Source organism: Pseudomonas sp. S30, assembly GCF_016518545.1.
Classification (GTDB): Bacteria; Pseudomonadota; Gammaproteobacteria; order Pseudomonadales; family Pseudomonadaceae; genus Aquipseudomonas.
In genome coordinates this window covers 13,694-32,888 of sequence record NZ_JACVTO010000033.1, presented here as the reverse complement: position 1 = coordinate 32,888, position 19,195 = coordinate 13,694, and the positions used below count along the sequence as shown (strand labels likewise).

General features: G+C 62.1%; 2 protein-coding genes and 1 pseudogene. All 3 read right to left on the bottom strand.

Annotated features, from left to right (window positions below; translation table 11 throughout):
• Positions 1-2,118, bottom strand: a pseudogene (locus tag IAE34_RS23555) (DUF637 domain-containing protein); the annotation flags it as partial.
• 246 nt (positions 2,119-2,364) lie between these two features.
• Positions 2,365-2,610 carry a hypothetical protein gene (locus IAE34_RS23550; protein ID WP_200141363.1) on the bottom strand — a complete coding sequence of 82 codons (246 nt, stop codon included), beginning with the start codon at positions 2,608-2,610 and terminating at the stop codon, positions 2,365-2,367.
• Positions 2,607-19,160: a two-partner secretion domain-containing protein gene (locus IAE34_RS23545; RefSeq protein WP_233631332.1), complete on the bottom strand. Its 16,554-nt coding sequence runs from the start codon at positions 19,158-19,160 to the stop codon at positions 2,607-2,609. Before IAE34_RS23545 ends, IAE34_RS23550 begins: the two co-directional genes overlap by 4 nt.
• Positions 19,161-19,195: the final 35 nt, after the last annotated feature.

Below are 19,195 nucleotides of genomic sequence, written 5' to 3'. Positions count from 1 at the left end.
GTTGAGCAGGTTGTCGCTGAGGCTGCCGCCGTCCACCGCTGTCTTGATCGCGCCGGAGGCTACACCGATGGCTCCCGCGCGCAGTCCGAAGCCGCCTACGCCTTGCAGTGTGCCGAGGTCGAAGCCGGCGGTCTTGCTGAAGGCGGCATCAGCGCCCTTGAACCTGGAGTCGATGTAGCCCGCCGTCACGCCTGAAACCAGGCCTGAAATCGCCGCACCCTTCAAGCTGTCGCTGCTGAAGGTATCCTTGACGACACGGCCGAGATTTCCTCGATTGTTGACCGTGCTGACCGCCGCGCCGCTGGCCAAACTGGTCAGGCTGCCCGTCACCGCCACGTTGGCCCAGCCAGCACCGGCCAGGGAAGCTCCCGTACCTGCAGCCCATGCACTGCCCGCGGTGGTCGCAGTAGCAGCGGCAGTCGAAGCGCCTGCCGCACTGGCCCCACTGGCGACCAGGCCGCTCGCCGCACCCGCTGTCAGGTAAGTGACGATGATCGCGATCACGATCTGCGCCGCTGGACCCAAACCGGAGTTGCTGTATTTGAAGGATTCGTGCACCTCCTTCACCTGCTGCCAGTCGACATCGCCGCGAGCTTGCACGTCCTTGAGCCAAGCCAGTTTCGGGTCGGCTTCGACCATCGAGTCGACTACCTGGGCAACGCTCTGCTGATCGATCTGTTTGATATCGACCTTCAGCCCGTCAGCGGCCTTGATGAGCAAATCGCCCTGCGCCACCAACTCACTCTGACGCAGCGTCTCGTCCGTATTGCCCTTGCCCTTGCTGCTGAACCAGCCAACATTGGACTTGCTCTTCTCGTGACTCTCCTGATGCAGATCCTTCACACCCTCGAACGTGATCCCCCCGCCACTCTCGATCGTCAGGTCCCTGCCACTCTCAAGCTTGGCCACCTGATACGTCTGCTCCCCGCCGCTCGACAGCAACAGATCACCCCCGGTGACGATCTCGCTGCTGATGTGTTTCACATCGGTCACTTCGTCGCGCTGGGTTTTCTTCGCGCCGAAGCCACCTTTTTTCTTCATGTCATAGAGCGAGTAATCACTGTCCTGCGCCGCCAGAAGGTTCAGGTTGTCACCGGCCACCAGGTACGCCTCTTTCCCGGCGGTGATGCGGCTGGATATCACGGCAAGGTTCTGCCCGGCCTGCAAGGCCACGCGGCCATCGGCGTTCAGGTTCGCAGCCACCTGGCTGACGTGGTCTTGCTGCTCGGTGACGTTCTTGCTCTTGCCGTAGAAGTGCTGCTCGTCAGCCGCCGAGGACAGGGTAAGGTTTTCGGTCGCGGCCATCGTGATGTCGCGCTTGCTGTCGATGCTGCTGGCGATCACGTCGATGTTGCGGCCCGCCTGGGCCGTGAGGTCGCGGCCGGCGGTCACCGTGGAGGCCAGTTGGGTGATATTGGACTGGCTGAGGTTCACGCCGCGGGTCTGGCCGTCCTGGGCCTGGGCCGAGTCGATGACGACGTCGCGGCCGGCGGCCAGGCTCAGGTCGCGACCGGCCTGCAGCACACCGCCAGTCGTGTTCACATCACGACCGGCTTGCAGGCTCAGGTCGTTCGCGGCTTCAATGCGCGCTGCGCTGTCGGCGAAATCGCTGCGCCAGATGGCGTCGCCTGCGGCGCTTTGATGGCGGGTGACCGTGCGCTCGTTGATCACATCGCCGCGTACGGCGGTGAGCGTCACATCGCGACCGGCGATGATGCCGCCGGCCTTGTTGATGAGATTGTTGCCCGCCAGCAGGTCCAGGCGGTTGCCGGCCCCTATCAGGCCGCCGTTGACCAGATCGTTGCCAGCGGAAGCCGAGAGGTTGTTGGCTGCCCGCAAGGTGCCTGGCGGATAGGTTGTTGGTGGCGCGCAAGGTGCGGACGTTGGTGAGGTTTTGCCAGGCGATCAGGTCGATATCGTTGCCGGCGATCAGCGCACCGTTCGGCGCCAAGCGGTTATTGGCGTCGGCAGGTAGAGCACCGGGACCAGTACTTCCTCGCCGTTGACCACGGCCTTTTCCAGCCAGACGATGTCGTGGGTCAGGGCTGCGACCTGCTCGGTGAGGCCCACGCCCACGGCTAGGTACAGTGTCTGGCGGCTGGCGACGGCGTTGTCCATCAGGTGCTTGAACAGCTTTTCGTCGGTGGTCTGGCCGGCGAGGAAGCGCTGGCCGGTGCGGGCGAGGACTGCGTAATTTATGCCCGGCACCTTGAGGCCTAAGCTATCTAAGATAGAGCATCATTTAGACCACCGGAGTGACACATGAGCATTTCTTTTGAAAATAAAACCGACCATTACCCGTTCTATTTTCGTGATTGATCAGATTAAAAAATACATCCGATGGTTACATGCCAGGCCGGACACTCATTCACCACTACCCCATTTGAAATATGACGCAAGACATATACCGAGCCAGACAGGTACAGCATAAGCCAGAAACCCTGGAAACACTCCGAAAACATCGCCCCAGCCAAAACTCCAAGCACCATATTCATAATACACAATCGCAGCCAATAAAAACTTTGCCATTACACCCGTAACAAAAAACAAGGAAACTAAATATATAAATAGCAATGCATAAGCTTGAAACCTCGATTTAGGTTTGATCATTTACTATCTCCCAATGCCCCTAATCCACCACCTATGATTTCGGAGGCCTGAGAAGCCACCGAGGCACCTATTGCCTCAGAATGCTTTCCGGCATACGGTTTTAATTTATCGCTTACAACCTGTCCAGCCTTTAGGCCCACTGCACCGCCGATGGCAGCACCTAAAACTGGATAAATTGGATTTTCCCCTTTGATCAAGCTCCCCAAAAACGCTCCTCCTGCACCTGCGCCAATAGTGAACGCGGCTCCGCGACCTTGAGAGGCCCCGCCTACAGTGGTTGCAATAGCGGCATCCACATAACTAAACGGCTTATCCGTTGACAACTGATAAGACACATTGGCACCGCCAGCGATCGCAGCCCCTCCTGCCATGCCTGCAATCCCTGTGGCGGGCGCCACAAAAGGCGTCAACATACCTGGCACGTACACCCATCCAGCAACATAATCATGCAGATCGCCTTTATATCCGTCGCTCCTAGCCAACGACCGGAACGCCTCAGAGATCTCGTTGGGTGTTTTGCCTTGTTCAACCATAGATGTCCCCAAGCTAGCAGCTTCCGCCCCCCAGCTTCCCCCTGGATGTAAAAATTCATTGTAGCGCTGCGAGTTTCCGGCCACCCAACTGCCGGTCTCGGGACTCCCGTTCCCCAGTGCTCCCGCCAATACACCGATAACCTGGGCGGTCGCCACCTTGAACTGGTCATCGTTGGCGAACCGTGAGTCCAAATACTTACCCAGGCTTTCGCTCGTCACTGCCGTCAGCCCTTGCGCCGCAGCTCCTGCCAATGCCCCTGCTTTGAAGTCTCCGCCCTTGGCGGATGACAGCGCACCGCCCAGGACTGCGTGCATGAAGATTTTCTGTGCAGACCCAGGACTGACCTTAAGGTAATCAGCCAAGTCACCGATCTGTTTATTGCCGAACGCAGCCGCCAGATCCAGCCCTTCTGATACAGCAGCAGCCGCTAGGTTATCTTTTAGGCTACCTCCGTTTATCGCGGTGTTCACACTGCCAGCGACAAACGCATGTGTGCTGCTACGAAGAATGTTCTGGCTGACCGAGTTCCAATCCAACATACCAGAGCTAAACCCTGGATTATTGATGCCATTAGCACTCAGGACCAACGGACCATCAGGGTTCCAACCCGCCACTGCCGTATCTATTCCGCTCAAAATTCCACTTGTAAGCATTTGCGTAGCATATCCCTTGATGGCCTTTTCACTGGTTGCCGCTTTCAGGCCAGCTCCAATGTCTCCGCCACCGTTTATTGTACCGACCGCAAAGTTACTGGCCATGGCACCGGCAAGAGGACCGAGATAGACGCTGGCGACAATCGAAATAATTAGGGCGGGTGCTGCTCCCAGGCCTGAATTTTTGTAGTCCCAGCTATCGTGAATTTCTTTTACAACTCGCCAATCTACCTGTCCGCTGGCTTCAGCCTGCTTGATCCACGCCAGCTGAGGTTCTGCTTGAACCATAGCATCGATGGTTTGGCTAACCGTATTTTGGTCAACTTGCTTGATATCGATATTTACTTTGCCAGCGGCACGAATCGCCAGCTCCCCCTGGGTCACCATCAAGGTCTGTCGCAGCGTCTCATCCGTACTGCCCTTTCCTTTAGCACTGTTCCACGCCAGATCCGACTTGCTCTTCTCATGACTCTCCTGATGCAGATCCTTCACACCCTCGAACGTGATCCCCCCGCCACTCTCGATCGTCAGGTCCTTGCCACTCTCAAGCTTGGCCACCTGATACGTCTGATCCCCACCGCTCGACAGCAACAGATCACCCCCGGTGATGATCTCGCTGCTGATGTGTTTCACATCGGTCACTTCGTCGCGCTGGGTTTTCTTCGCGCCGAAGCCACCTTTTTTCTTCATGTCATAGAGCGAGTAATCACTGTCCTGCGCCGCCAGAAGGTCCAGGTTGTCACCGGCCACCAGGTACGCCTCTTTCCCGGCGGTGATGCGGCTGGAAATCACGGCAAGGTTCTGCCCGGCCTGCAAGGCCACGCGGCCACCGGCGTTCAGGTTCGCAGCCACCTGGCTGACGTGGTCTTGCTGCTCGGTGACGTTCTTGCTCTTGCCGTAGAAGTGCTGCTCGTCAGCCGCCGAGGACAGGGTGAGGTTTTCGGTCGCGGCCATCGTGATGTCGCGCTTGCTGTCGATGCTGCTGGCGATCACGTCGATGTTGCGGCCCGCCTGGGCCGTGAGGTCGCGGCCGGCGGTCACCGTGGAAGCCAGTTGGGTGATATTGGACTGGCTGAGGTTCACGCCGCGGGTCTGGCCGTCCTGGGCTTGGGCCGAGTCGATGACGACGTCGCGGCCTGCAGCCAGGCTCAGGTCGCGACCGGCCTGCAGCACACCGCCAGTCGTCTTAACATCACGACCGGCTTGCAGGCTCAGATCGTTCGCGGCTTCAATGCGCGCCGCGCTGTCGGCGAAGTCGCTGCGCCAGGTGGCGTCGCCTGCGGCGCTCTGATGGCGGGTGACCGTGCGCTCGTTGATCACATCGCCGCGCACGGCGGTGAGCGTCACATCGCGACCGGCGATGATGCCGCCGGCCTTGTTGATGAGGTTGTTGCCTGCCAGCAGGTCGAGGCGGTTGCCGGCCTCTATCAGGCCGCCGTTGACCAGATCGTTGCCAGCGGAAGCCGAGAGGTTGTTGGCTGCCCGCAAGGTGCCGACGTTGTCGAGGTTCTGGCCGGCGATCAGCGACACATCGCTACCCGCGATCAAGGCGCCGGTCGGGCCGAGGCGGTTGTTGGCGTGGGCCAGATAAAGCACGGGCACCAGCACCTTTTCGCCATTCACCTCGTGCTCTTCGAGCCAGACGATGTCGTGGGTCAGCGCCGCGACCTGTTGTGAAGTGAGCGATACGCCCACCGCCAGGTTCAGCTGCTGCTTGCTGGCGATGGCGTTGTTCATCAGGTATTTGAACTGGGCCTCGTTCGAGGTCTGGCCGTCGATGAACGCCTGGCCGGTACGGGCCACGACGGCTTGCTGCACGAGGCGCTGTTCATACAACCCATCGCCCAGGCGCTTGGCGCTGACGTCCGGGTCGTAACCCAGGCCTGCCAACAGGTAATCCGAGCTCATGAACTGCTTGAGCTCGGTGAGGACCGGGTTGGTTTCGATCAGGTATTTCTGCGGTTTGGAGACGAAGTCGCTGCTGGGCAGGCCTTCCACTCGGGTGATGGTTTGCGCTGCGGCGGAGACGACCGGGGTGATGGCCTCGGCTTGTGCCACGGGGGTGCTGCCAGCGGTGACGGGCGGCTCCACCTGAGTCGCCACAGGCGTATGGCTGGGGGCAACGACTTGCGCGCCCTGGGCGCTGACGACCACTGGGGTAACGGCGTCAGTCGTGCCGGCACGGGCACCTGGGGTGGCCTGATTGATCGCGCTGGCCAAACTACCTTGCGTGTCTTTGACAACCTGACCAGCCTGGTTGACCTGGGTCCCCTGCACCCTTCCAGCGTTTTCAGCGGTCGAGCCACCGGAGGAAATGGCGGTGACGGCCGGAACGCCCGATGTCGAGCCCTCATTCTGAACAGGCAACGACATATCGCTGCCCTGATTGCCCGTCGCGATGCCGGTCACGCTGTCGACGCTGGTGACACCTGCGCCCTCGGAGGTATGGCCTGGCAGCACCCGTCCATCGACAGGTGCGGCACCTGGAGCACTGGTGTCGAATACCGTTGCCCTGGCGCTTACGCCTGCACTTTGCCGCGTGACGGCAGCAAGCTCGCGGGTGGCGTTGGCGATCTGCCTTACCGAGTCGATCTGGATGGTGCTTGCCTTTGCGTCCGAGACGGTACGGTCGCGCTGCGCGACGGACACCGCTGCGCTGCCCATCGTCCAGCTCTGCGGCAGGTCGACGTGCTGGGCGACTGCGGCGGCTGTGCCATTCTGCTTGCTGAGACGGAACAGGCCGTTCTGGCCGGTAGGCAGGCTGAAGCCTGGCAAGCTCAAAGGGTTGACTTGCTGCTGGGCCAGGTCGGGAGGCAATTGCTGATTGACGGTGATACGCGTGGAGAATTGCGTGCCCGTCGCGTGGGTGTCGGTACGCGAACCGCCGCTCACATAGCTGTAGCCAGCGCGTACGACGTTGTTGCCGATGTTGTTGCTCGCATTGACGCTGACCGCACCGCCTGCCTGGATCACTGCGGCATAGCTCTGATCGCCAGTGGACAACTGGGTGACCTTGCGATACTCGGGCAACTCGGTTTCGGTAGTGGCGATGAAGTTGGCCATCGCCGCCTCGAGACCACCTACGTTGTTGGCGTCATAACCGCTGCTGGTAAGCCAATACTGATCAGTGAAGTTGCGCGCGGCATTTATCCAGAAACCGGCGTTTCTAGTCCGAGCACTGCGGAATGAGCGCACGGTTTCGGTATCCCCGGCCTCGACACCGGTATTGTTCAGGTTGTTCAGCGTGGCAGTGAGGTTGCCGCTGGTGACGATGGTACTGCTCTGGTTGAACAGATCCCCGCCGTCGATTTTCAGATTACCGCCAGCGATGATGCCGGACGCCTCACTGGCAGCGGTCACTTCCAGTTTTTCACGCTGGGTGATGTCCCAGACGTGATTTGCCTTGGGCGGCCCGCAGTCGTTTCTATAGAACTCCCGGTTGCATGCACCCTCTACGATCTTGGCGGTATAGATACCCCCCTTGCTGGTCGTCAAGATCGCTCGAATGTTCTGGATCGTGCTCGCCGCCAGGCTCATGCTGCCGTCGCTTTGAATCGATGCTGAACTGTTGACGATGCTGTCGGCCAGGCCGCCTTGCCCGTCACGGTCAATCGAGAGATTGCCCAGGCTGTAGATATTGGCATAGCTGTTGTTCAGCGAACCGACCCGCAGGCCCATGTCGCTGCCGCTGAAGATCAGCCCGTGATCATTGACCAGCGAGCCGGTGGTCAGCGTCAGCGCCTGACCACTGCCCAGCGTGCCCTTGTTGGTGATGGTTCCGGCATTGACGGTCAGGCGGGTCGCCGAGGTCAGGCGACCGAGATTGCTCAACTGCCCTGCCACCGATACCGACGTGTCACCGCCGCCAGCGATGGTCGAGGCGCCGTCGAGGTTCACTTGTGCAGCGCTCAGCCCAAGCGTCCCGAGACTGCTGAGCCGCCCATTGCCACCATAGGTGCCGCCGAGGTCGAGGCTTAGCGAGCCATCGCTGGCGATCACCCCCTCGTTGGTCCAGTTTCCACCGGTACCGACCAGGCTGGTCGATGCCAGCAACTGCCCGCTGGCGGTCTGACTGAAGTGGTTGACGTTGAGGGTGAGGCGCCCGGCCTGGATGACGGTTTCGTTGGTCAAGCTGTCGGCGCTGAGTGTCAGGCCGCCACGGGTCACGATGCTGCCACCGGCATGGGTCAGGTTGGCCGTGGAGATATCGAACGTGCCATTGCCCACATGCAACAGCGAGCCGCCGCCATTCGCGAAACCACCGGCATTGAGCACCAGGTCGCTGTTGGCGCTTTCCAGCGTGCCGTTGCGGTTGTCGAACAGGTTGCCGATCTGGAAGTTCGTCGTACCGCCACTGCCCAGCGCACGCAGCTGCCCGGTCTGGTTGTCCAGGCTGGCCGCCGTAATGGCCAGGGTGCTGTCGCTTTCGATGATGCCCAGACGGTTGTTCAGCACGCCGCTCAGGTTCAGCTCGACCTGGCCGCCTGCAATCTGGCCGTCGTTGTCGCCGCTGTTGTCGAGGTTGGCACCGGTGACCCGCACCAGGCCTTTGGCGTACAGCCCGCCGTTGCGGTTGTCGAAGCCAGCGGTGGTGATCAGCGCCTCGCCCGCACGCGCCGAGACTCGCCCCCCGTAGTTGTCGAAGCCTCCCAGTGCGGTCAGGTCCAGACGCTGTGCCTGGATCACACCACCCTGGCGGTTGGTGTCGTAGCCGTTTTTCAGCACGCCCGTTACATTGGCTGTGAACGCCCCTTGCAGGCTGGACAGCACGCCGCCCTGGTTGTAGAGATTGGCAGCGCTCAGGTGCAGGTCACCGCCCTGTGCGATGATGCGGCCGTTCTGGTTGTCGACGACGCTGGCGACATCGACGCCAAGCGCACCGCGGGCCTGTACCGTGCCACTCATGTTGGACAGGCTGGCTGCCTGTACGCGCGCATCGGCGTCCTGGCTGTAGATCAGGCCATCGGCGTCGTTGAGGACGCTGCCGCTTGCGGCGACCGTCAGTGTGTCGCTGGCGGCGACGGTGCCGCGGTGACGGTTGTCCAGTTGCCCCGAGGTGTTGAGGGTCATCTGGCCCTGGCTGATCAGTTGCCCGGCCTGGTTTTCGATCGCAGCACTGCGGCGCAACAGCAAGTTGCCACCGCTGGCCAGCTTGCCGCTGGCGTTGCTCAGGCCTCCCAGCAGGTCCAGGGTCAAGGTGCCCCTACTGCTCAGGTTGCCGGCGCTGTTGTCGAGGCTGCTGGCTTCGAAGCTCAAGTCCTGCTGGGCCGCCAGGTTGCCGGCCGCGTTGTTCAGGGCGCCGGCCTTGACCAGCAGCCCTGCGCCGCTGTCGATCAGCCCGTTCTGGCTGTTGTTCAGCAGCCCCGCCACGGTCAGGGTCTGGCCGCCACCGCTGGACAGGATACCGCCGCGGTTGTCGAGGCTGTCAGCACTCAGGCTCATGGCGTTCTGACTGACCAGCGCGCCATTGCCGCCATTGAGCAGCTCGCCGGTCAGGTTCGCCACAAGACCGCCACTTCGGCTGGACAATGTGCCGTTGTTACGGTTGTCGAGACGACCACCGGTGACGTTCAGGTCCTGCCAGCCGGACACCAGGCCATTCTGATTGAGCAAGCTCGAAGCGCTGACCGTCAGCACATCGCTGCTGATCAGCTTGCCGTGGGTGTTATCGAGGGTGCGGCCGCTCAGGGTAAAGCGCTGTGCGCTGGAGACTTCGCCAGACTGGTTGTTCAGGTCACGCAGGCCGATGAAGCGCAGCGAGCCATCGGCAGTGATCAAGCCGCCGCGGTTGTCGAGGTCGTGGCCGGCCATGTCGATGGACAGCCCGGCCTGACTCATCAGGCGACCGCCATTGAGCGTCAGCGCATTGAGCACCAGGGTCATGTCATGCGCGGCCGACACCTCGCCACCGTTACCTGAGTCCAGGCTGCTCGCCGTCAGATCGAGGGTGCCGGAGCTGTTGATCAGCCCTTTTGCCGTGTTGCCGATCGAGCCTGCGCCGAGCGTGAGGGAGGTGCCACCGAGCACCTGACCGCTCTGATTATCGAGGCTGGCCGCCCCCACTCTGAGTGCCTGGGTTGCACTGACCAGGCCACTGTCGCGGTTGGTCAGCATGCCGTTGACCGTCAGGCCCAGGTCGTTGCGGCTGGTCAGTGTCCCGCTGGTGTTATCGAGGGTGTCGACGGCAGCGTCGATGCCAGCGGCAGCGATCATGCCTTTTACGTTGTTCAGCGCACGGGCGATGCGCAGGGTCAGCAACTGGTTGCTGAGCAGTTTGCCGCCGCTGTTATCGAGCCGCTGGGCGTTGAGGGTGAACGCCTGGGCGCTGGAGATTTCGCCGTTCTGGTTCAGCACCTCATTGACGTTGTTCAGCACCAGGGCGCCTGGCGCGTTGATCAAGCCGCCCTGGTTATCCATCTGGCCATTGTTCAGGTCCAGGCTCAAGGACGTGTTGCTGAACAACTTGCCGCCTTGCTGACTGAGACGGCTGACGCTGGCGGTCAGTGCCTGATCACTGCCGATGCTGCCACCGCTGTTGTTCAATTGCGCGCTGGTCAGGTGCAGGCGATCGGCGCTGCTGACGCGACCGTTCTGGCTGTTGTCGAAATCACCGGTTCTGAGGGTCAGCGAACCTTTACCGCTGATGGTGCCGAGCCGACTGTTGTCGAGGCTGGCGCTGTTGAGGTCGAGTGCACCATCGGTCACCAGCTTGCCGCCCTGGTTGCCGATCGCACCGGTGCTGTCGATGACCAAGGACCCCGCGCTGGAAACATTGCCTGCGGTATTGGTCAGGCTGCCGGCCTTCACGGTCAGGATGTCTTCACCGCTGATCAGGCCCTGGCTGTTGTCGAGTGCTGCCGACAGGTTGATATCCAGCGCCCCAAGGGCGCTCAGTGCGCCTGCGGTATTGTCCAGCGTGCTGCCGATCAGCCTCACGCCCGCCTGGCTGGAAAGCAGGCCGTCCGTACGGTTGAGGGTCTGTGCGAAGTTCAGATTCAGCCCTGTTTGCGCCAGAATCCGTCCCTTGTCACTGTTGTCCAGTTGCTGGCCGTCCAGGGTCATCGTGTCCTGGCTGGACAGTTCACCGCCGCGGTTGTCGAGGCGGGTGACATTCACCACAAGGGCTTCGCTCGCGCCGATGAAACCGTGCTCACGGTTATCCAGCGTGTCGCCGTGCAGAGTCAGTGTGCCCTGGGCAAGCATCTGGCCGTTCTGCTGTTGCAGATTGCCGATGCGCGCGTCCAGGTTGCGCTTGCTCGCCAGTTGCCCGAGGCGGTTGTCGGCCGTCGCAGCGCTCAGGTTCACATTGCCGTCGCCGATCAGCGTGCCCTTGGCGTTGCTCAGGGCAGCGTTCAATCTAACGTTCAGGTCTGCGCGGCTGCTGACCATGCCTTCGGTGTTATCCAGGCTGTCGCTGTCGAGGCTCAGCGCCGCACCGGAAATGGTGCCCTTGACGTTGCTCAGCAGCTGGTCCACGACCAGCGTGAGGGTCTGACTGCTAAGCAGTTTGCCACCGCTGTTATCGAGGCTGCTGGCGCTCAGGCCCAAGGCCTGTGCGCTGGAAATTTCGCCGTTCTGGTTGGCGACGCCATCGAGATGCTCGAGCAGCAATACGCCAGGGGCATTGATCAGGCCGCCCTGATTGTTCAGTTGGCCATTGTTCAGGTCCAGGGTCAGCGACGTGTTGCTGAACAACTCGCCAGCCTGTTGATCGAGCCCGGTGACGCTGGCCGTCAAGGCCAGTGCACTGGCGATGCGCCCGGCGTTCTGGTTGATGACCCTGCCGGCGATCAATTGCAGGGTGTCGCTGCTGGTCAGGCGACCGCCCTGGCTGTTGTCGAAAGTTCCGGTGGTGACCTGCGTAGCGCCCTTGCCAGACAATTTTCCGGACTGGCTGTTGTCCAGGCTCGCGCTGCTCAGCGTCAGCGCCGCATCGGTGGTGATGGCGCCGGCCTGGTTGCTCAGCGCTCCAACGGTGGTGACGTTCAAGGCATCGGCACTGGACAAGCTGCCCGAGTCGTTTTGCAACGAAGCCGCGCTGACGGTCAGGGCCGACTCACTGCTGAGCAGGCCGCCACTGTTGTCGAGCGCGTCGGACAGGCTGATGTTCAGGTCCTGCTGGCTGGCCAGCTTACCGCCTGCGTTGTCCAGACGCGCACCGTCCAGGCGCAGCGTGTGGCCGAACAGCAAGCCGTTGTTGCGGTTGATGATCTGCGTCACGGCCAGGCCCAGCGCTGTACCTGCCAGAGCCTTGCCGCCGTCGCTGTTGTCCAGCCTATTGGCCGTGATGTCCACGTCGATCTGGCTGGACAGTTCACCGGCCTTGTTGTCGATGTCGTCCACATCGATTTTCAGCGCTTTTGTGGAACCCACCAGGCCACCCGCGCGGTTGTCGAGAGTGCTGCCGGTCAGGGCTAGCGCGCCCTGCGCCACCAGCTCACCGCCCTGTTGGGTCAGATTGGCGATACTGGCGACCATGTCAGCCTGGCTGGCGATACGACCGTTGCCGTTGAACGCGCTGTCGAGCTGCAACTGCATCAGGCCTGCGGCGTTGAGCAGACCGTTCTGGTTGTCCAGACGCGTGCCGACCAGCTCGAGGCCGGCGTTGCTGTTGATCAGGCCTTTCGAGGTGGCCCCCAGGCCGGTCTGGCTGTTGTCGAGTGCATCGACGAACAGCTGCAGGCCTTTCTCGGCGCGAATCGCACCGCTACGGTTGTCCAGGCTGGCACTGCGTATCATCAACAGGTTCTGCGCGGCGATGCGCCCGTCACGGTTGTCCAGTGCCTGGCTGGTCAGGTTGATCGGGCCTTTGGCTTGCAGGCTGCCACTGGCGCGATTGTCCAGTGCGCCGGTCAGCGTGAGGTCCAGTTGGCCATCGGTGACCAGGGCACCGGCTTGCCGGTTGTCCAGGCTCGCCGCACGGATGTCGGCATCCTTCCCTGCGCCCAATGTGCCTGCCTGATTGTCGATGGCATCGGTGATGCTCAGCTTCAGGAACCGGTCGGCCATGACCTGGCCATTGGCATTGCCCAGACTCAGCGCGCTGAGGGTGGTGTTACCGGCGCTGGTCAGCTCGCCGTTCTGGTTCGACAGGTTGCCGGCGACGGTGAGCAGCAGATCAGCCTCGCTGCTGACGCTGCCACTGTCGTTGTTCAGCTCGCCAGCGGCCAGATTGACGCCCTTGGCGGACACCCGTCCACGCAGATTGGTCAGCAGCTTGTCGACAGTCACGACCAGCGCTTTATCGCTGAGCAGCGAACCGTCGGTGTTGTCCAGCGACGCGGCGGCCAGGGAAAAACCATCGGCGCTGGAGATTTCGCCGCTGTGGTTGTCGACCGAGGCGAGGTTCTTCAGCAGCAACAGGCCTGGCGCGGTGATCAGCCCTCCCTGGTTGTTGAGCGCGCCTTTGCCCAGGTCGAGGCTGACGTCACCGTTGCCATACAGGCGGCCACCGTTGCGCTGATCCAGCCCCGTGACCACTGCGGTCAGGGTCATGGCGCTGGCCAGGTGCCCGGCGTCACTGTTGTCGACCTGCCCGGCATTGATGTTCAGGGTGCCGGTACTGGTCAGGTGACCGCCTTGCTGGTTGTCGAAAGCACCTGTAGCGAGGGTTACCCCCTTGCCGGCGATACGACCGTTCTGGCTGTTGTCCAGGCTGGCGCTGGTCAGGGTCAGGGATGCGTCACTCAGGATCTGCCCGCCACGGTTCACCACAGCGTCATCGACCGTCAGGCCTGAAACACCGGAACTGGTGATGCTACCGGCCGTGTTGGCCAGGGAAGCGGCGCGTACATCGAGGGTGCCGGCGCTGCGCACTTTGCCCTGTCGATTGTCCAGTGCGCCGCGAACCGCCAGACTCAATCCGTTTTTGCCGTAGACATTGCCGCTGCCACTGTTGGTCAGTTGCCCGAGGTCGAGCCGCACTGACTGCTGGCCAGAAACGACACCGGCGCTCTGGTTGTCCAGTTTGTCGGCGGTCAACAGCAGAGTACCGTTAGCCAGCAAGCGACCCTTGCTGCTGTTATCGAACTGTCCGACGGTCGCGGTCAGGTTGCCCAGACTCGAGAGTTCTGCGTTGCGATTGTCCAGCGTCGCGGCACTGAGCTCGACACCGGAGGCAGAAATCCGGCCGCGCAGGTTGGTCAGCAGTTGATCGACACGTACGATCAGCGCTTTATCGCTGACGACCCGACCCCCAGTGTTATCCAGCGAGCCAGCCGCCAGCGTGAAGCCATTGGCGCTGGAGATTTCGCCGCTGTGGTTATCCACCGAAGCGAGGTTTTTCAGCAGCAGGCGGCCGGGCGCTGCGATCGATCCGTTCTGATTGGTCAGCAGGCCGTTGCTCAGGTCGAGGCTGACATCGCCGTTACCGTAAAAACGGCCACCGTTGGTCTGGTTCAGGCCCGTCACGACGGCCGTCAGCGCCATGGCACTGGCGATACGTCCCGCGTCACTGTTATCGACCAGACCGGCGTTCAGCTCAAGCGTGCCAGTACTGGTCAGGCGTCCGTCCTGGTGGTTGTCGAATGTTCCGGTATGGAGCCTCAAGCCTTGACTGGCGATGCGTCCACTCTGGCTGTTGTCGAGGCTGGCACTGGTGAGCGCCAATGTGGCATCACTGAGGATCTGCCCACCCCGATTGACCACGGCGGCATCACTGGTGAGTGCTGCACCCCCGGCGCTGGTGATACTGCCGCCGGTGTTGGCCAGAGAAGCCGCGTTCAGTTCCAGCGTGCCGTCACTGCGTAGCACGCCCTGATCGTTGTTCAACGCACCGGTCAGGGTCAGTCCCAGCCGGCTTTTCGCATAAACGCTGCCAGCGCCGGTGTTGCTTGCCTGGCCCAGGTCCAGCTGTACGTCCTGCTGACCGGAAACCACGCCGCCCTGGTTGTTCAGCGTATTGGCGGTCAACAGCAGTGTGCCGTTGGCAATCAGGCGGCCTTTGCCGCTGTTGTCGAACTCACCGAGGTTGGCACTCAGGGCGCCCAGGCTGGACAGCTCGGCGTTGCGGTTGTCCAGCGTTGCAGCGCTCAGGTTGACGCCATCGGCGGAAATCTTGCCGCGCAGGTTGGTCAACATCCGCTCGATACGTACCGCAAGGCTCCTGCTGCCAAGCAGTGAACCCTCGGTGTTGTCCAGCGAAGTGGCCGCCAGTGTGAAGTCGTGGGTGCTGGAAATCTCACCTCGCTGGTTGTTGACCAGGTTGAGATTGTTCAGCAACAACTGGCCCGGCGCGTTGATCACGCCGCCCTGGTTGTTCAGGACGCCGTGGCTCAGGTCCAGGCTGACATCGCCGTTGCCGTACAGACGCCCGTCATTGGATTGGTCCAGACCGGTGACCGTGGCGGTCAGGGCCATGGCGCTGGCAATGCGGCCGGCATCGCTGTTGTCGACCAGCCCGGCATTGAGCTGAAGTGCACCGGTACTGCTGAGGCGGCCGTCCTTGTGGTTATCGAACGCTCCGGTAGTGAGGAGCAGACCGTCGCCGGCGATTCGCCCGCCCTGGCTGTTGTCGAGGCTGGCACTGCCGAGGGTCAAGTGTGCATCGCCCAGTATCTGTCCACTCTGGTTGACGATGCCGTCCTCGATGCGGATCGATGCCACCCCGGCGCTGCTGACGGTGCCGGCGCGGTTGGCCAGCGAGGCAGCACTCGCCGTCAGCGAACCATCGCTGTGCAGTACCCCCTGATCATTGGTCAATGCCCCGCTGACGGTCAGGCCAAGGGCGTCTTTGGCATACACGCTGCCGCCTGTGGTATTGGTCAACTGCCCGAGGGTCAGTTGCACGTCCTGCTGCCCGGAGACGATTCCGTTCAGGTTGTTCAAGCCGCTGGCAGTCAGCAGCAGCGCACCGTTGGCCAGCAGTCGGCCTTTTTCGCGGTTGTCGAACTGGCCGATATCAGCGCTGAGGCCGCCGAGGCTGGACAGTTCGCCAAGACGGTTGTCCAGCGTAGCGGCGCTCAGGTTGACGCCAGTGGCGGAAATCTGCCCGCGCTGGTTGTTCAGCCACTGACCGATGCGCACGCTCAGCGCGCGATCACTCACTAGCGCGCCGTCGGTGTTGTCCAGCGAAGTGGCTGCCAGTGTGAAGCCGTTGGCGCTGGAGATCCTCCCGCGCTGGTTATCGACGACATTCAGGTTGTTCAACAGTAACTGACCGGGAGCGGTTATTTGCCCGCCCTGGTTGTTCAGCAGGCCATGTCTCATGTCCAGGCTGACATCGCCGTTGCTGTACAAACGCCCATCGTTGGTCTGGTTCAGGCCTGTGACCACGGCGGTCAATGCCATGGCGCTGGCAATGCGTCCGGCAACGCTGTTGTCGACCTGCCCCGCCGTCAGGCTCATGGCCCCGGTGCTGGACAGATTGCCGCCTTGCTGGTTATCGAACGCGCCGGTGCTGAGCACAACCCCTTGACCGGCGATACGACCGCCATGGCTGTTGTCCAGGTTGTCACTGGTGAGGGTCAGTTGTGCATCACTGACGATCTGCCCGCCCTGGTTGACGACTCCACCGCTGACACCGAGCACGCCGATGCCTGCGCTGGTCACACTGCCATGGGTATTGGCCAGACTGGCTGCTTCGAGGCTCATGGCGCCATCGCTGCGCACCACGCCCTGATCGTTGAGCAGCACACCGCCCAGCGTCACGGCCAAGGCACCTTTGGCATAAAGGCTGCCATTGTCCGAGTTGTCCAGTTGCCCCAGCTTCAGTTGCACGCCCTGTTGACCAGACACGATCCCGTTCTGGTTGGCCAGGTTGTCTGCGGTCAACAGCAGGGCACCGTTGGCCAGCAGTCGGCCTTTTTCGCGGTTGTCGAACTGCCCAACGTTGGCAGTCAGCGTGGCGAGGCTGGATATTTCGCCACCTTGGTTGTTCAGGGAACCGGCGGTGAGATCGACACCGGTCGCAGAAACCCTACCGCGCAGGTTGGACAGCAACTGGTCGATATGTACGACGAGCGCCTGGTCGCTGGCTATCGACCCCTCGGTATTGTCCAGCGAAGTGGCTGTCACTGCGAAGCCATTGGCCGAGGAGATCTTGCCGCTGCGGTTGTCGACTGCCTGGAGGTTTTTCAGCAGCAACTGGCCCGGCGCATTGATCAGACCACCCTGGTTGTTCAGCAGGCCATGGTTCATGTCCAGGCTGACATCGCCGTTGCTGTACAGACGCCCGTCGTTGGTCTGGTTCAAGCCTGTCACCACGGCGGTCAATGCCATGGCGCTGGCAATACGCCCCGCGACGCTGTTGTCGACCTGCCCGGCAGTCAGCTGGAGTGCGCCGGTACTGGTCAGCCGGCCACCCTGATGATTGTCAAGGGTCCCGGTGGTGAGCATCAGGCCATTACCGGCCACTCGCCCGCTGCGACTGTTATCGAGGCTGGCGCTGCTCAGCGTCAGGCCTGCGTCGCTGAGGATCTGCCCGCCCTGGTTGACCACCGCACCGTTCACGCCGAATGACGCCGTGCCGGCGCTGGTGACGCTGCCGGCGGTGTTGCTCAGGGACGCCGCACGCACCTCCAGAGTGCCGTCGCTGCGCAGTACGCCCTGGTCGTTGTTCAACGCGCCACCCAGCGCCAGATTGAGCCCGTTCCTGCCATACACGCTGCCGTTGCCGGTATTGGTCAGTTGTCCCAGGTTCAACTGCACGCCCTGTTGCCCGGCCACCGAACCGCTCTGGTTCTTCAGGTGGTCGGACGTCAGTTGCAAGGTGCCGTTGGCCAGCAGGCGGCCTTGTTCGCTGTTGTCGAACTGTCCCACCGTCGAAGTCAGGCTGCCGAGACTGGAGATTTCCGCGCTGCGGTTGTCCAGGTTTGCGGCGTTGAGCAGCAGGTCGCCGCTGGCGCTGACGAGCCCCAGCTGGTTGAGCAACTGCCCGGAAATACGAGCGGATAAACCACTGCTACTGGACAGCTTGCCGTGCTGGCTATTGTTCAGAGCTCCCGCCGCAAGGGTCAGGTTGCCATTGCTGCCGATCAGCCCGCTGTGGCTGTTGAGGACCTGAGAAGCGGTGATATCGACAGCACCGCCCTGGCTCAGGATTCGGCCGGACTGACGATTGTCCACCGAGCCTGCCACGATGCGTGTGCCGGACTGTCCGTTCAGTGTGGCACCCTGGTTGTTCAGGGTCTGGGCGACGGTGGCCTGCAAGGCGCGGCTGGCAGTGATGCTGCCGGTGTTAGTCAGCCCGTTGGCAGACAGCGTGACATCGCCTGAGCCATTGCGGCTGTGGTCTGCATTGACGCCGGCCTCGATCACCGCCGAGTTGTCGAGTTGCCCGCCGGCGGAAAGGCTCAGCGCATCGCGTGCGGCGACGTTCTGCCGAGCGATCAGATCATTTGCCGTGGTGATGCCCACAGACGTCCCTGCATAGACGGGCCCGTTCACCTCGGCACTGTCGGCCTTCACCGCCACGGCACCGCTGGCAGCGGTTTGCGCCATGTTCAAATGGCCGTTGGCATCGATCTGGATATCACCGCCACTGGCCGCCATGTTTCCGGCAAGCCTGACCCCGACGCCTGCCTCTGTACCCACCAGGCGAATCGCACCCGCATACATCCCGCCCAGCGCCGAGCTGTCGAGGGCCAGTTCCGGCTTGGCACTGCCGTCGTCAGGCAATGCGGTGGCATCGAGAGTCTGCGCGTCGACATCGTTGCGACCGACTATCACGTTGAGGCGCTTGGCGTGCAGTTCGGCATTGATCCTGGCGCTGCGGGTGATGATGTCGAACTGGTCGACGTTTTCCGCGTTCAGCCCCACGCCGTCGATGGACAGGCTACCGCCCTGCACATTGAAACGCTGCAATTGCCCGCTGGCATCCAGCACGGGTTTGCCGGTGGTCAATGTGACCTGCGGTGTATTGATGAAACCGCAGCCGTTGCAACTGATGCCATACGGGTTGGCGACGATGACCCGCGCCGCTTGCCCGGCCACTTCCGTGTAGCCCTTGAGCTGACTGGCGTTGGCGCCGACCACTTCGTTGAGGATGGTACTGGCCGCCGTGCCGCGCAGGTTGGAGTTGCCGACGATGATCCCGCCCAGTTGGGTGCTCTGGGTCTGGTGGGTGGAGTTGTTGAGAATGACGCCCTGGCTGTCGACGTTGAACTGCTGATACTGGTTATGTGACAGGCCGCTGGCATTGGGTGCGGCGATGTTGACGACAGGCACGCCATTGCCGGCCTGGCTCAGGCTGGTGTTCGTGCCACTCACCACGATGCCTTCGGCCTGAACCAGCAAGGGCTGCCAGAACAGGGCATTGACCAGGATCAGCGCGATGCCACGCTTGGGCAGGCCCCAAAAGGACGGACGCTCGATCAATGCAGCGCCAGGCTGCCGCGCGAGCAGGGCCAGTTGGTGAACGTCCATGTGAGCGACCTCGGAACTGAAAACGTGAAAGCGGT

Coding starts and splice junctions, on each gene's coding strand:
- IAE34_RS23550 (WP_200141363.1), bottom strand. CDS start 2,610: ATGATCAAACCTAAATCGAGGTTTCAAGCTTATGCATTGCTATTTATA.
- IAE34_RS23545 (WP_233631332.1), bottom strand. CDS start 19,160: ATGGACGTTCACCAACTGGCCCTGCTCGCGCGGCAGCCTGGCGCTGCA.